The 14,205-nt window shown below is 65.3% G+C and carries 10 protein-coding genes; 6 read left to right on the top strand and 4 right to left on the bottom strand.

Annotation, left to right across the window (positions count from 1 at the left end; all coding sequences use genetic code 11):
* Positions 1–19 precede the first annotated feature (19 nt).
* From ACODSP_RS11370 to ACODSP_RS11345, 6 genes are all read left to right on the top strand, one after another.
* Complete coding sequence (locus ACODSP_RS11370) at positions 20–1,579, top strand: ABC transporter substrate-binding protein (RefSeq protein WP_488965710.1); 1,560 nt, start codon at positions 20–22, stop codon at positions 1,577–1,579.
* A gap of 5 nt (positions 1,580–1,584) precedes the next feature.
* Positions 1,585–2,526 (top strand): ABC transporter permease, encoded by a 942-nt coding sequence (locus ACODSP_RS11365; protein WP_488965709.1) that lies wholly within the window; start codon positions 1,585–1,587, stop codon positions 2,524–2,526.
* Positions 2,527–2,537: 11 nt separating this feature from the next.
* The gene (locus ACODSP_RS11360; protein ID WP_488965708.1) at positions 2,538–3,359 is read left to right on the top strand and encodes an ABC transporter permease; all 822 of its coding nucleotides are present in this window, start codon (positions 2,538–2,540) and stop codon (positions 3,357–3,359) included.
* Positions 3,360–3,370: 11 nt separating this feature from the next.
* Positions 3,371–5,095, top strand: a complete 1,725-nt coding sequence (locus tag ACODSP_RS11355) for an ABC transporter ATP-binding protein (protein ID WP_488965707.1) — start codon at positions 3,371–3,373, stop codon at positions 5,093–5,095.
* A 78-nt stretch (positions 5,096–5,173) separates the two neighbouring features.
* Positions 5,174–6,550 carry an aminotransferase gene (locus ACODSP_RS11350; RefSeq protein WP_488965706.1) on the top strand — a complete coding sequence of 459 codons (1,377 nt, stop codon included), beginning with the start codon at positions 5,174–5,176 and terminating at the stop codon, positions 6,548–6,550.
* The gene (locus ACODSP_RS11345; RefSeq protein ID WP_488965705.1) at positions 6,550–7,962 is read left to right on the top strand and encodes an NAD-dependent succinate-semialdehyde dehydrogenase; all 1,413 of its coding nucleotides are present in this window, start codon (positions 6,550–6,552) and stop codon (positions 7,960–7,962) included. The genes ACODSP_RS11350 and ACODSP_RS11345 overlap by 1 nt, the downstream gene beginning before the upstream one ends.
* 24 nt (positions 7,963–7,986) lie before the next feature.
* On the opposite strand, the gene ACODSP_RS11340 is transcribed toward ACODSP_RS11345, so the two are convergent.
* From ACODSP_RS11340 to ACODSP_RS11325, 4 genes are all read right to left on the bottom strand, one after another.
* On the bottom strand, positions 7,987–9,093 hold the full coding sequence (locus ACODSP_RS11340) for a glycoside hydrolase family 68 protein (protein WP_488965704.1): 1,107 nt from the start codon (positions 9,091–9,093) through the stop codon (positions 7,987–7,989).
* A 43-nt stretch (positions 9,094–9,136) separates the two neighbouring features.
* On the bottom strand, positions 9,137–10,438 hold the full coding sequence (locus ACODSP_RS11335) for an alpha/beta hydrolase family protein (RefSeq protein WP_488965703.1): 1,302 nt from the start codon (positions 10,436–10,438) through the stop codon (positions 9,137–9,139).
* On the bottom strand, positions 10,428–11,933 hold the full coding sequence (locus ACODSP_RS11330) for an alpha/beta hydrolase (protein WP_488965702.1): 1,506 nt from the start codon (positions 11,931–11,933) through the stop codon (positions 10,428–10,430). The genes ACODSP_RS11335 and ACODSP_RS11330 overlap by 11 nt, the downstream gene beginning before the upstream one ends.
* A 69-nt stretch (positions 11,934–12,002) precedes the next feature.
* Positions 12,003–14,144 (bottom strand): TonB-dependent receptor, encoded by a 2,142-nt coding sequence (locus tag ACODSP_RS11325; RefSeq protein WP_488965701.1) that lies wholly within the window; start codon positions 14,142–14,144, stop codon positions 12,003–12,005.
* Positions 14,145–14,205 lie beyond the last annotated feature (61 nt).

The following is a 14,205-nucleotide window of genomic DNA, read 5'->3' as shown; positions in this document are numbered from 1 at the left end:
CAACACGGGGGTACAGGGCATGTCGCGCGGCTGGACAAGGGGTGCCTGGGCATTGGCGGCGCTGGCGGGCATGGTCCCAGTGGCGGCGGCATCCGGCACCCTGACGGTTGCGCTGAATGCCGATATCCGTTCCACCGAACCAGGCGTGAACCGCGATACCAACAGCGACATGGTCCTGGCGCAGGTGGTGGAGGGGCTGGTGGCCACGCGCGCCGACCTGTCGGTGGCGCCCATGCTGGCCGACCGGGTGGACATGGCCGATGAGGGCCGCACCTATATCTTCCATCTGCGCGATGGCGTGCGCTTCCATGATGGAAGGGTGCTGCGGGCGGGGGATGTGCGCTGGTCCTGGGACCATTGGATGGACCCGGCCCGCAACTGGACCTGCCGCAGCTTTTATGACGGTACGGGCCGGGGGGTGAAGGTCCTGTCCGTGGACACGCCCGATGACCTGACCGTGCGCTTCACCCTGGACCGGCCCTCGGCGGTCTTTCTGGCACAGATGGCCAGCACGCAATGCCCGCTTTCCATCCTGTCCCCGTCCAGTGTCGGGGCTGACGGCCACTGGATCGCCCCCATCGGCACCGGCCCGTTCCGGCTGGGCGAATGGCGGCGCGGGCAATATGTGATGCTGGACCGGTTCGACGGCTACAGCACGCGCAGCGATGATGCTAGCGGTCTGGCCGGCGCCAAACAGGCACTGGTCGATCAGGTGAAGTTCCTGATCGTGCCCGACGTCACCACGTCGCAGACAGCGCTGCTGTCGGGCGGGGTGGATATCATCCCGGCCCTGCCCGCCGCCGCCGGACAGGATCTGAAACGCTTCGACACTGTGCGGGTTTATGAACAGGAACTGCTGAGCTGGACCGTCCTGCTGCTGCAAAGCGATGATCCCGTCCTGTCGGATGTGCGTATCCGCCGTGCCATTGCGCACGCCATCGACCGCGACGGCATCGCCATGGTGGCGACAAACGGTCTGGTGACGCCCAACCCGTCCGCCGTGCCGCGCGTGGCGCCGCAGCATGGGCCGGCGCATGATGAATGGCCCGCCTATGATCCGGAAAAGGCCCGCGCCCTGTTGCGGGAGGCGGGCTATGCCGGGCAGCGCATCGTGGTGCAGACCAACCGCCGCTTTCCCAACATGTTCGACAATGCCGTCCTGATCCATGCCTATCTGCGCGATGCCGGCTTCAATGCCGATCTGGCGGTGCTGGATTGGGCCAGCCAATTGTCGAACTATCAGAAGGGGCGCTATCAGCTCTCCTCCTTCTCCTATTCCGCCCGCTTTGATCCGGCCCTGACCTATGACGCACTGATCGGTGACCGCAGCAAACGGGCAACGGCGCAATGGCACAGCGCACAGGCCGCCGCCCTGCTGGACCGCGCCAACCGCAGCGCGGATGAGGCCGAGCGTCAGGCCGCCTTTGATGCCCTGCATCGGCAGATGGAAGCCGATGTGCCGATCATAGGGCTTTATAACGGGGTCGCCATCGCGGCCACGCGGGCCAATGTCACCGGCTTTCACAATTGGGCTGCCAATCTGCCCGTCCTCTGGGGCGTCGCGAAGGAGGAGGAGTAACCGCCATGGGTGCCTATCTCCTGCGCCGCTGCCTGATGACGCTGCCCACCCTGCTGATCGTGGCGGTGATCGTCTTCCTGCTGATGCGGCTGGTCCCCGGTGATCCCGTATCGGTGATGGTGGGTGACATGGCCGATCCGGCCACCATCGCCGCCATCACCCGCAATCTGGGCCTGGATCAGCCTTTGCCGGTGCAGTTCCTGCGCTGGCTTGGCAATATCCTGACCGGTGATTTCGGCACCTCCATCACGACGGGAGAGGCGGTACTGCCCGCCATGCTGCACCGCCTGGGCGTGACGGCGCAGATCGTGCTGATCTCCATGGCGCTGGCCATGCTGATCGCCGTGCCCGCCGGCATGCTGGCCGCGTGGCGACAGAATAAAGCCACCGATATGGTGATCACGGGCCTGCTGGTCCTGTTCATTTCGGTGCCCAGCTTCTGGGTCGGCCTGCTGCTGATCCTGCTGTTCGGGGTGCAACTGGGCTGGCTGCCCACCGTCGGCTATGTCGCCATTACCGATGATCCGGTACAGGGGCTTTTGTACCTGATCCTGCCCTGCGCCTCCCTGGTCCTCGTGGAAATGGGGGTAGTGGCGCGCATGATGCGGTCGGGCATGATCGATGTGCTGCGCCTGGACTATATCACCCACGCCCGCGCCAAGGGCCTGGCCGAAGGGCCGGTGCTGTGGCGCCATGCCTTCCCCAATGCCTTTGCCCCCACGCTGACCTTCATCGGCCTGCTGCTGGGGTCGCTGCTGGGCGGGGCGGTGGTGATCGAAACGGTCTTCACCCTGCCCGGCCTGGGCCGCTTCCTGGTCGATGCGATCGAAGCGCGGGATTACCCGGTGATCCAGGGCTGCCTTCTGCTGGTGGCGATGATCCGCATCCTGGTCAATCTGGCCGTCGATCTGGCCTATCCGCTGCTGGACCCGCGGGTGCAGCTATGAGGAATTCCGCCATGACCCGGTTCCTGTCGCGGCCCAACGCCGCCCTCGGGCTGATCTTCTTCTCCTTCATGCTGCTGGCCGCCGGCTGGGGCCTGCTGGCCACACCCTATGACCCTCTGCGCCCCGATGTCTGGGCGCGGTTGCAGGCACCATCGGCACTGCACTGGCTGGGCACCGACGGGTTTGGCCGCGATGTGTTCAGCCGCCTGCTGGTCGCCGCCTGGGTCAGTGCCGGGGTCAGCATGGCCACCGTCGCCCTTTCCGTCACCCTGGGCACCGCCATCGGCGCCATTGCTGGCTATCTGGGTGGGCGGGTGGATGATGGGGTGACGGTGCTGATGGATGCGCTGATGTCCTTTCCCGCCATCCTGCTGGCACTCGGCATCCTGGCCGCCATCGGCCCGTCGCCCGGCGGCGTGGTCCTGGCCCTGGGGCTGGCCTATACGCCGTCGGTGGTGCGGGTGGTGCGCGGGTCCGTCCTGTCGCTGAAGGAACGGGAATTCATCGATGCGGCCCGTGTGCTGGGCCATGGCCCCCTGCGCACCCTGCTGACCCATGTCATCCCCAATTGCCTGACGCCGCTGACCGTGCTGGCCACCGCCATGTTCGGCAATGCGCTTTTGTCGGAAAGCGCGCTTAGCTTCCTGGGCGCCGGTGTGCCCCCGCCCGCCCCCACCTGGGGCGGCATGCTGGCGGAGGGGCGGCAGCATGTGCAGGCGGCCCCCTGGCTGTGCATCTTTCCGGGTCTGGCCATTTCCATGGCGCTGCTGGGCATCAACCTGTTGGGCGACGCGCTGCGCGATCTGCTCGACCCCCGCATGAACAAGTTGTGAAGGGGGCCGCCATGACCACATCGCTTCTGTCGATTGAGGACCTGCGCATCGGTTTTGCCGGCAGCGACCGGCTGGCCGTCAAGGGCATCGACCTGGCCATCGCGCCTGGCGAACGGCTGGGCGTGGTCGGGGAAAGCGGGTCGGGCAAGACCCTGTTGGCCCGCGCCATCCTGGGCCTGCTGCCGCCGGGGGCGCAGCGTCGGGCCGGGCGCATCCTGTTTGATGGGCAGGACCTGACCGCCCTGTCCCCCGCCGCCCTGCGCCATGTGCGGGGCCGGCGCATCGGCATGGTGTTTCAAGAACCCATGGTCTCCCTGAACCCGGCGCTGACCATCGGGCGGCAGTTGGGCGAAGGGCTGATCCTGCATGAAGGCCTGTCGGCGGCAGAGGTGCGGCGACGGTCGGTGGAGATGCTGGACGCCTTCCACATGGTGGATGCCGCCGCCTGCCTGGACAAATACCCGCATGAATTTTCTGGCGGCATGCGGCAACGGATCATGATCGCATCGGCCCTGCTGCTGCGCCCGGCCCTGCTGATCGCCGATGAGCCGACCACGGCGCTGGACGTGATCGTGCAAAAACAGGTGCTGGACCTGACCCTGGCCGCCTGTCGCGATCTGGGCACCGCCCTGCTGCTGATTACCCATGATCTGGGGGTGGTGGCCGATTGCTGTGAACGGGTGCTGGTCATGCGCCATGGCGATCCGGTGACGCAGGGGCCGGTGGATACCGTGCTGCTGCGCCCCAGCGATCCCTACACACGCCAGCTGCTGCACAGCCTGCCCCGCAGCGCAGGGGCGGACCCTGCCCCACCGGTCGCCGCCCCGCCACTTCTGTCCATCAAGGACCTGCGTGTTGCCTATCCCGCCCGCCGGCGTGGCCTGTTCCGACGACCGCCGGCCCGGCCTGTGCTGCACGGGATCGACCTGTCCCTGGCGCGCGGCGAAACCCTGGCCCTGGTCGGGGAAAGCGGGTCGGGAAAGACCACGCTGGGCCGCGCCCTGCTGGGTCTGGCGCCGGTGGCGGGCGGGCATGTCACCCTGGACGGGCGCGATATCGCCACCCTGTCGGCACCTGAACGCCGCGCCCTGGCCCGGCGGGTGCAGATGGTGTTTCAGGACCCCTTCTCCTCCCTCGACCCGCGCTGGCGCATCGCCCGCATCGTGGGGGAAGGGCTGACCGGCGTCACGGCGGCGGAACGGGCGACCCGTGTGGCCGCCGCCCTGTCCGATGTCGGGCTGGGCGATGGTTTCGCCGACCGTTTCCCCCATGAATTGTCGGGCGGGCAGCGTCAGCGTGTGGCCATCGCACGGGCCATCATCATGAAGCCCGATCTGATCGTGGCCGATGAACCGGTCTCCGCCCTGGATGTCACGGTGCAGGCCCAGGTCCTGGCGCTGCTGAAGGATTTGCAGCGCCGCCACGGCTTTTCCTACCTGTTCATCTCCCACCATCTGGGGGTGGTGGAACAGGTGGCCGACCGGGTCATGGTGCTTTATCGCGGGCATGTGGTGGAGGAAGGGGCACGCGACGACCTGTTCGACCGCCCCACCCATCCCTATACCCGACGCCTGATGGCGGCTGTGCCGGAAATCCTGCCCGATGGTGACGGGTTCCGTGCCGGCCATCGCCCGCTTCCCGACCCCGTTCCCCTGCCCGGCCTGACGCCGGTGGAACAGGGTGGTGTCCTGACCCTTCTGCAAGGCGGGCACCGCGTGCGCTGCGCCGCCCCCTGATCCCTGGCCGTACCGGGCTGTCGGCGCGACCATGAATGTACTTTATCATAACAAAGATCGCACGATCCGAGGTGTAGCATGTTTCCCAATCCGCAGGCCCTGTCCCAGGCCGCCCTTGACCATTATGTCCATTCCAACACCGATCTGGAAAAGCACCGGCAGACCGGATCGATGCTGATGGTGGAAGGCGACGGCGTGCGTGTGAAGGATGCGCAGGGGCGCTCCTATATCGAAGGGGTGGCCGCCCTGTGGTGCGCGGGCCTGGGCTTCAACGAACCGCGTCTGGCCGATGCGGCGGCCCGGCAGATGCGGCGCCTGTCCTATTATCACAACTTCGCGGCCAAAAGTGCCGATGTACCGGTGGCGCTGGCCGAACGGCTGGCGGAAATGGCGCCGGGCGACCTGAACCGGGTGATGTTCGCCACGTCGGGGTCAGAGGCGAACGACACCGCCGTGAAACTGGCCTGGTACTATCACAACGCCCTGGGCCAGCCGGCTAAGAAGAAGATCATCGCCCGGCGTCAGGCCTATCACGGCGTTACCGTGGCCAGCGGCAGCATGACCCAGCTGGCGGCCATCAATGGCGGTTTTGATCTGCCCATCGACCGCTTCATCCATACCGACTGCCCACATTTCTGGCGCTTTGCCGAACCGGGGGAGAGCGAGACGGATTACGCCACCCGGTTGGCCGACAGCCTGGAACGGTTGATCCTGGCGGAAGGGCCGGACACCATCGCCGCCATGATCGCCGAACCCATGATGGGCGTGGGCGGCGTGCTGTTCCCGCCCGAAACCTATTTCCCCAAGATCCAGGCGGTCCTGCACAAATACGATATCCTGCTGATCGCGGATGAGGTGATCTGTGGGTTTGGTCGGCTTGGTACCATGTTCGGATCGACGTATTTTGGCGTCACGCCGGACATCATGACGCTAGGTAAGCAGATCACATCCGCCGCCTTCCCCCTGTCTGCGATCCTGATGACCGACCACGTGTTCGACGTGATCGCGGCGGAAAGCGGCCGGCGCGGCACCTTCGGCCATGGCTATACCTATGCCGGCCATCCGGTGGGGGCCGCGGTCGCGATGGAGGTGCTGGATATCTATCAGGAACGCGACATTCTTTCCCATGTCCGGCGCATGGGCCGCGTCCTGCATGACCGTCTGGCCGCCTTGGCAGATCACCCGCTGGTGGGGGAGGTGCGGGGCGATGGTCTGGTCGCGGCGGTGCAGCTGGTGGATGACAAATTCGCCCGCCGCTTCTTTGATCCGGCCCAGGGTGTGGCCAAGGGTGTGGCCGCACACTTGCAGGAAAATGGCGTCATCCTGCGGGTCCTGTCCAATGACAGCATCGCCATCGCCCCGCCCCTGATCATCGGCGAACATGACCTGACCTTGCTGCTGGATCGTCTGGAATCCTCGCTCAACTGGGCCGCCCGCAATCTGGGGAGGATGTAATGCGTCAGTATCAGCAGTTCATCGGCGGCGTCTGGCGCGATGGTACCGGCCCCGGAGAGACAGATGTCCTGTCACCGGCAAACGGTGAAGTCGTCGGGCGCATCAAACATGCCGGCACACAGGATCTGGCGGATGCCACAGCCGCCGCCGCGCGGGGATTTGCCCAATGGTCGCAGATTTCCCCTCTGGATCGCAGCCGCATCCTGCGCCGGGCGGCGGACGGGTTGCGCACCCGGACAGAGGAAATCGCAGCCCTGATCATGACAGAACAGGGCAAGCCCCTGTCCGAGGCGCGGACGGAAATTGCCGCCTGTGCCGATGTGATCGATTGGTTCGCGGAGGAAGGGCGGCGTACCTATGGGCGCGTGATACCGGGCCGTCACCCCGATCAGCATCTGGAGGTACGGCAGGTGCCGGTCGGCCCGGTCGCCGCCTTCACCCCCTGGAACTTTCCCTTGTCGCAGGCCGTCCGCAAGATCGCCCCGGCCCTGGCCGCCGGTTGTTCCATCATTCTGAAGCCGTCGGAGGAAGCGCCGGGCGCCTGTGTGGTTCTGGCCGACCTGCTGATCGAGGCGGGGTTGCCGGGCGAGGTGCTGTCGCTTGTCCTGGGTGACCCGGCCAGTATCTCCCGCACCCTGATCGCCGATCCGGTGGTGCGGAAGGTTTCCTTCACGGGATCGGTGCCGGTGGGCAAACATATTGCGGCCCTGGCGGGGGCCGCCATGAAGCCCTGCACCATGGAACTGGGCGGGCATGCGGCGGTCATCGTGGCGGCGGACGCAGACCCGGTGGCCGCTGCCAGGGCGCTGCTGCCCATGAAGTTCCGCAATGCCGGGCAGGCCTGTATCGCGCCCACGCGGTTCCTGATCCATCACAGCCTGTATGACGCCTTTGTCGCTGCCCTGCTGGACGGGGCGGCGGCGCTGAACCTGCCGCCGCTGATCAATCCACGCCGGGCGGCGGCAGTATCGGCCCTGGTTGATGAGGCGGTGGACAGGGGGGCACGGCTGCTGCTGGGGGGCGGCCCACCGGAACGGTGCCGGTATCCCGCCACCTTCCTTGCCGATGTGCCCGCCGAGGCGGCCATCCTGCGCGAAGAACCGTTCGGTCCCGTCGCTACCCTGCAGCGCTTCGACAGTGACGAGGACGCGCTGGAAATTGCCAATGCCCTGCCCTTCGGTCTGGCCACCTATCTGTTCACCGACGATGCGCGGCGCCAGGCCTATTTCGCGGACCGGGTCGATTGCGGCATGCTGTCCATCAATGCCGCCCCCATCGCGCTGCCCGAAACGCCGTTTGGCGGCGTGCGGGACAGCGGTTTCGGACGTGAAGGCGGCATGGAGGGGCTGGCCCCGTATCTTGCCCCCAAACTGGTAACGGTTCATCACCATCGCGGTCCCCGCACCGCATGAGCAGCAGGTGATGCCCAGCGCCCCCTATCGGCAGACATGCAGGCGGTCGAACCCGTCCGGTTGCAGGCGAAGCATCGGCGCGAAGGTGGCACCGAACCGCCGCGCCCCGCCCTGGTCGGCCCCACGGCCCCAATCATCCACGAAACTGGTGACCTGAAGGCCCGGCATGACCAGCCAGCTATAAGCCTGACGGGGGGCGCCGGGTGGGTTCATCATGACCAGCCCGTTGCCATTCAACGGGGTCCAGGGACCATCGATGCGGGTACCGGCCATGCCGTACAGACCGGTCGGGCCAACCGGTCCGTCGGGATTGAAGACATGGCGCTGCGTCGACCAGAACAGGTAATAGACCCCGTCCTGATGCACGATATGGGGCCGCTCCAGTTCATTGTTCACACCGGTCGCCGTGATGACGGGCGGACATGGGGTCCAGGTGACAAGGTCCGCCGACACCGCCCGCCCCACCACACCATTGAAGGCAGAGGTAGCGCCCGCCTGTGAGCCGGCAAAGAACACATGATGCAAACCCGTGGCCGGATCGCGGAAATAGGCCGGGTCACGGAAGGCCTTGATCGTGTTTACCCGCCCCGATCCGGAATTACTGGCCATGTAATGCGCCGGGTCGCGCAACACGAATTCCCGCAGGTCGCGCCAATTGATCAGCCGGGCCTGCTCCCCCATCATCGAAAGATCGGCATCGGCGGAAAAGAGGCGCTGTTCGAATGTCGTCTCCGCCTCCCCCCGCCGGCCCGCCGCCGTGAAATAGAGCGTCAACCGCTGTCCATCCGGCCACAGCACCGCCGAACCGGACCATTCCCGGCTGCCGGGGGAGAAACCATCCGGCATGGCCGGCCCCAGGACCTGCCATTGCCCGCGGCATTCCCGCAGAAGATGGATACGGGCATGGCCATGGCGTTCATCGGGATCATCAAAGCGGGGAGCGCCAAGGGCCATCCACAGGCTGTCACCACCGGCAAAGCCGACGACGCTGCCGTCAGGATGCTGAACCGGCCAGGCGTCCCAGATATCGATGTCCGGTGAGACGCGGCGGATATCGCCCTCAACGATCAGTGGTGCGGCCATGCGGGCATTGTCCACCCCGCTGAAATCGGGCTGCCATTGCTGCATCATGGATGCATCTCCGTAAAAGTCCTGATTTGGTTGCCCAGGCCGATCATTCGCACCGCCCATCCTGCAGGCAGGGACGCAGCATGGGGGCGATAGCGGCCTGGATGGCGCCCGGTACCGGAATATCGGGCCATCGCCCCTCCACAACCCGGCCTGCCAGCCGGTCGAGCGCCGCCATCGCCTGATCGTCGCTGAAGGTACAGTGGCCGGCGGCATCCAGCCAGATCGCCTGTGCCAGGGCGGCGGACGCCTGCTCAACATAGAAACGCTGCAAGGATGGGGAGGTCAGACCATCGCCCACCGCCTGCAAGGAGATCAGGGGAACCCGAGGCTTCGCGGTCGGGGTATAGTGCCGCATCATATACTGGACGGCCTTCGGGTCCGCCGTGATCCGTGGCGTGGATGCCAGCCGGTCAAGGTCAGCTTCGATATCCAGGCCCGCGCGCTGATACAGCGCCCGGACCATGGCACCGCGCCCGGACCGGTCAAGCTGCTGGCGGTAATCCACCTTGTCGTTCCAGGAAAAGACACCGCCGGCGCGCCGTTCCTGATCCACCCGTGGCAGGAAAACACCCATCACGAAGCTGGCGGCCATTTCCGCGACCTGACCATCCAGGTCGTCCGGGTGTGGTTGCGGATGGTCGGGGCGTGTCCAGCCGGGAAGACCGGCCAGTATCCCCGCCAGGGCGACACGGGCGCGGCCCGGCGCCGTCTGCATAGCCACGTCAAGGGCGGCACGGGCACGGGCGGAATTGGCGAAATCGTCCGTCACACGCACCAGTTCCAACCCCGCCTGCGGGGCCAGCAATGTCTGAAAGGCAAAGGCGCCGTCGAGCGCCATGTTCATCATGCCGATGCTGCCGCCGATGGAAGGGCAGAGGGCCAGACCAGCATCGATCACCGGATCGTCCTGTTCAGCCAGGGCCGTGGTGATCAGGCCCCCCATCGACGTGCCCCAGGCCAGGGTGCGGGATGGCTTGCCGATCTGTTCGGTGAAGGCGATCACGGCCTGCCGCTGGCTGGGCACAGCCTGTTCGATGGACCAGCCGGCCGCCCCGAAATCGGATGCCAGCAGGGCATAGCCACGCGCCAGCAGCTTTTCCCGGATGGGATCCGGTGCAACATCGGGCGGAAGGATGCGCGGGGAGTAACCATGGCTCCAGAGCAGCAGCGTGCCGTTCCAGTTGGCCGGCACCTCCGACCGCCAGCGGGCACCGCCGGCCAGGGTTCCCTCAATAATTCTGGCCTCATTGCTGGTCAGGGGCAGTGCGGCGCCAGCACTCCCACCCGCAGCCAGACCGCCGCACAGGGCGGCAGCCAGGACCCAATGACGCAGATCAGCGCGCATCAGCCGGCCCCCGCCGCTTTATGGTCCAGGACGGATCGGCGCACAGGCCGCAATCCTTGCCATCGAAGGCCGCCGCCGCCCTGGCATCGCCCTTCAAACGCCAATCCAGCCAAAGCCGGGCGGCCTGCGCCCACACCCCGCCATGCGGCTGCCAGAAGGTGCCGCTATGCCCGACCTCCCGGCTCAGGAGATAGGCGGGCACCTTGCTGATCCGACTGAAATCGTCGGTACCATTGCCATAGGCGACGTCCGTCGGCCCGCCCAGCAGATAGAGAACGGGGGCGTGAAGCTGATCAAGGGTCGATTTGGAGACATCCATGCCCGGCATACCGGGACTGTCGGCGCCGAACAGGCCGCTATTGAAGATGATCGTGGCCTTGACCCGTGGATCGGGGGAATTGGCCAGTGCCTGCAAGCCACCGCAGGACCAGCCCGAAACAGCGATCCGCCCGGCATCGACATAGCGTCCCCAACCGTCCTTGCTGGCCGCCACCTTCTCCACCCAGTCGATCGCGGCCTTCATATCAGCGGCACTGGTGCCGCGACCGGGGGGCGGATTGTCGAGTTTCAACAGGTCGGGATAGGCGGCAAGGCCCCCCGGACCGGATTTGAGCTGTCCCAGCGTGATGACGAGATAGCCATGCGATGCAATCTCCGTCAGAAGCGGGCGGGCATTCGCGGCATCATCAGCGCAGCCACCATTGCCGAAGATCAGAACCGGAAGGCGCTGCTTTTCAAACAAGGGCAGATTGGCGGGACGGTAGAAACTGTGGGTCGGCAGGGCGGGATCGATACCGGCAATGGCGCGGAACGGCCCGCTTCCTTCATCATAGGGGGTGGCTTCGAAAGCCTGCATCAAGCGCCCGAACTGTTGTTCGGCGGGAATACCGGGCGTGAAGCGAAAGGCACTGTCCAAGGCGCCACGGATGCCATTGGTCGACATGGCCAGATCCGCCGGCTTTTTCAGCCGCAGATCGGGATGGAAATCAATCCGGTTGGGATCGCTGTAGATCGCCTGACCATCCTGCGCCAGTTGCTGCATCCAGGCCGCCAGCGCATCATCCGCCGCCGCCGATGTGCCGCCATAGGCAACCGCGCGGGCCAGGATCACGACCGCGCCCTGGGCACGCGCCGTCTTCAGCAGCAACGTCACCTGTTCCTTGGCACGGTCCACCGCATCCCCGGCATTGGAAAGGCGGTCGGCCAGGAAATAGATGACATGCGGGCGGTGGCCGGCGATCAGCGTGGTCAGATCAGGCTGCTTGCGTCCGCCAAGATCGAAACCGCCCGAATTCCTGAACAGGGGGGCCGTGAAGAAGCCTGGGTCCGCCTTTCGCCAGTTCGCCAGTTCCCGGTCACCCAGGAACAAGACCCGCCGTTCCAATGGGGCCGTCTGGGAACCGGCATCCGCCGTCCCCTGCCCCGCCGCCGATGCCCATAACGGGGTCCCTGCACCGATGGCCAGGGCCAGCAGGGCTGCTACAGCGCGCTTCATGTCCATCCTCCCGGATCGTCATTGTTATGGGGCGGGCGCTGTCTTGGCGCCCGCCCCGTGTCAGGTCGTTCAAAACCGATAGTTTAAGGTCACGCCATATTCGGCGGGATTGCCCAGCGTGTAGCCGCCGACGCCGTTGTTCGTCTGGAAGACGTTGGAAATGTAATCATCATCAAGCAGGTTGTTGGCATAGGCGGCCAGGCTCCACCCCTCGTCGGACTGATAGGCGATGCGGGCATTCACCAGCGTCCGTTCCGGTATCCGCTGATAGGGGGCCTGGAAGAACGTTACCCATTGCGCGCCCACATGGCTGACGCGGATGCTGGGCGTCAGGCTGCCGCCATCCATCGCGGCATCATAGGAAAGTCCCAAACCGCCGGAGAATTTCGGCGCATAGGGAATGGTCCGGCCCTTCAGATTTGCGGTGGTGGCGACCGTCGGCCGGCCATTGCCATAAAGGCCCGCCGGCTCCACAATCGTCAGGTCCCCATAGGTGGCATCCAGGACCGAGAAATTGCCATCCAGGGTGAAGCCATTCTGGCGCAGCGCGAACTGCCCTTCGACACCCTTGATCTTGGTGCCATCGACATTGCGGGTGATGGCGCTGGTGGGATTGTTGACGTCGGGCGTGTAGGTCGTCTGATACCCGTCATAATTCATATGGAACACGCTGACCGAGGTGGTCAGGCGGTCATCCAGGAAAGACGCCTTCCAGCCCGCCTCATAGTTCAGCACGGTTTCCGAGCCATAGCGCAGGCTCATCGGTGTGGTGCCACCCGGCTTGTACCCCTTGCTGACCGTGGCATAGAGGAAATGATCCGGGGTGATTTCCCAGTTCAGGACGGCACGACCGGTCGGTTCCTTGAAATCGATGATACCGGGGGTGAAATTGAGGGCGCGGAAGCCATCCATGCCGCCAATGGCCAGATAGCCATCATTGGTGAAACCGGCATGGTCCCAATTGTACCGCCCGCCCAGGCGCAGTTCCACGCCATCCATAAGGTCCATGGCGGCCTCACCGAACACCGCCTCATTCTTGCGCCGCGCATTCACATAGATATAGGCACCGCCACCCGTTTGAATAACACCCGGCTGGGTATAGTCCAGGAAGGTGGCACCCGCCGTCCAGCGGACGCTCTGGTCATCGGGAGAGATCAGGTTGACCTCTCCGGTGTAGTAATGATCACGCAGCCGGATGCTGGTGCTGCCGGCGGCCAGCGCGGGGTACAAGGTGGCGGTCGTCAGGTCGTCGTCACTGCGCAGGTTCTGCTTCGTTTCCTGGTAGGCCCCGGAAACCCGCACATCGAAAGCGTCGAAACCCTTGTAATCCAGGATCGCCGTGGTGCGGTGATAGGAGACGTCAAGGCGCGTTTCCGCGTCATAGGCGATGGTGCGGTTGGGCGGCGGTCCCACATCGAAACGCTGGTTCGGCAAACCGTCGGAGTTATTGTCGCTGACCTGATGCATGACCAGCAGGTCGATATCCTCGCTGGGGCGGAAACGCACCTGCGCCCGGCCCAGAAAACGCGACAGGTTGCCGGGCTGCGACAAGGCCGAGACCTGGCCCTTCTTTCCGGCGGGACCCAGATTGGTATAGGCAGAGTCGCGGCGTTCCAGCTGGCCCGATATGCGGGCGGCCACCGTGTCCGACAGCTGGAAGGTGACGCCAGAGCCAAGCTGCCGGCGCCCGAGATTGCCGATGGTCGCCTCGGCAAAGCCGCTGGTGCCTTCGAAGTCCGGACGGACGGAGTTGACGTAAAGCGCACCGCCGCTGGCATTCTGGCCGGTATAGGTTCCCTGTGGACCGCGCAGCACCTCGACGCTGGCAATGTCAAAGAATGAGTCCCCGAAGACAAATTCACGGGCGACATAGGTGCCGTCCCAATGAACGGCAACACCGACCGTCTGGTTCGGGGCGGATTCGGAAATACCGACGCCGCGGATATTGAAGTATTTGGTGTTGCCATTGTCCGTGTAGGACAGGGACGGTGTCTGCGCGGCCAGCGTATTGATATCGGTGACGCCGCGTTCCTTCAGATCCTCGCCAGTCAGAACGACGATGGAGATCGGGGTCTTCTGAATATCCTGGCTGCGCCGTTCCGCCGTTACGACGATCTCTGCCAAAGGCTCGCTTTCGGTCGTCTGTGCAAAGGCCATCGCCGGCATGGCGCAGGTGGCCAGCAGACACGCCATGTGAATCCGTGCTTTCATCGGAACCTCCCATTCCCCGTTTTTGGCGCCAGTACATGGCGTTGATTGAAAACGATTGTAT

Source organism: Niveispirillum sp. FG156, assembly GCF_057809555.1.
Note: the sequence above shows the minus strand (reverse complement) of the source record. Positions and strands in the feature narration are given on the sequence as shown.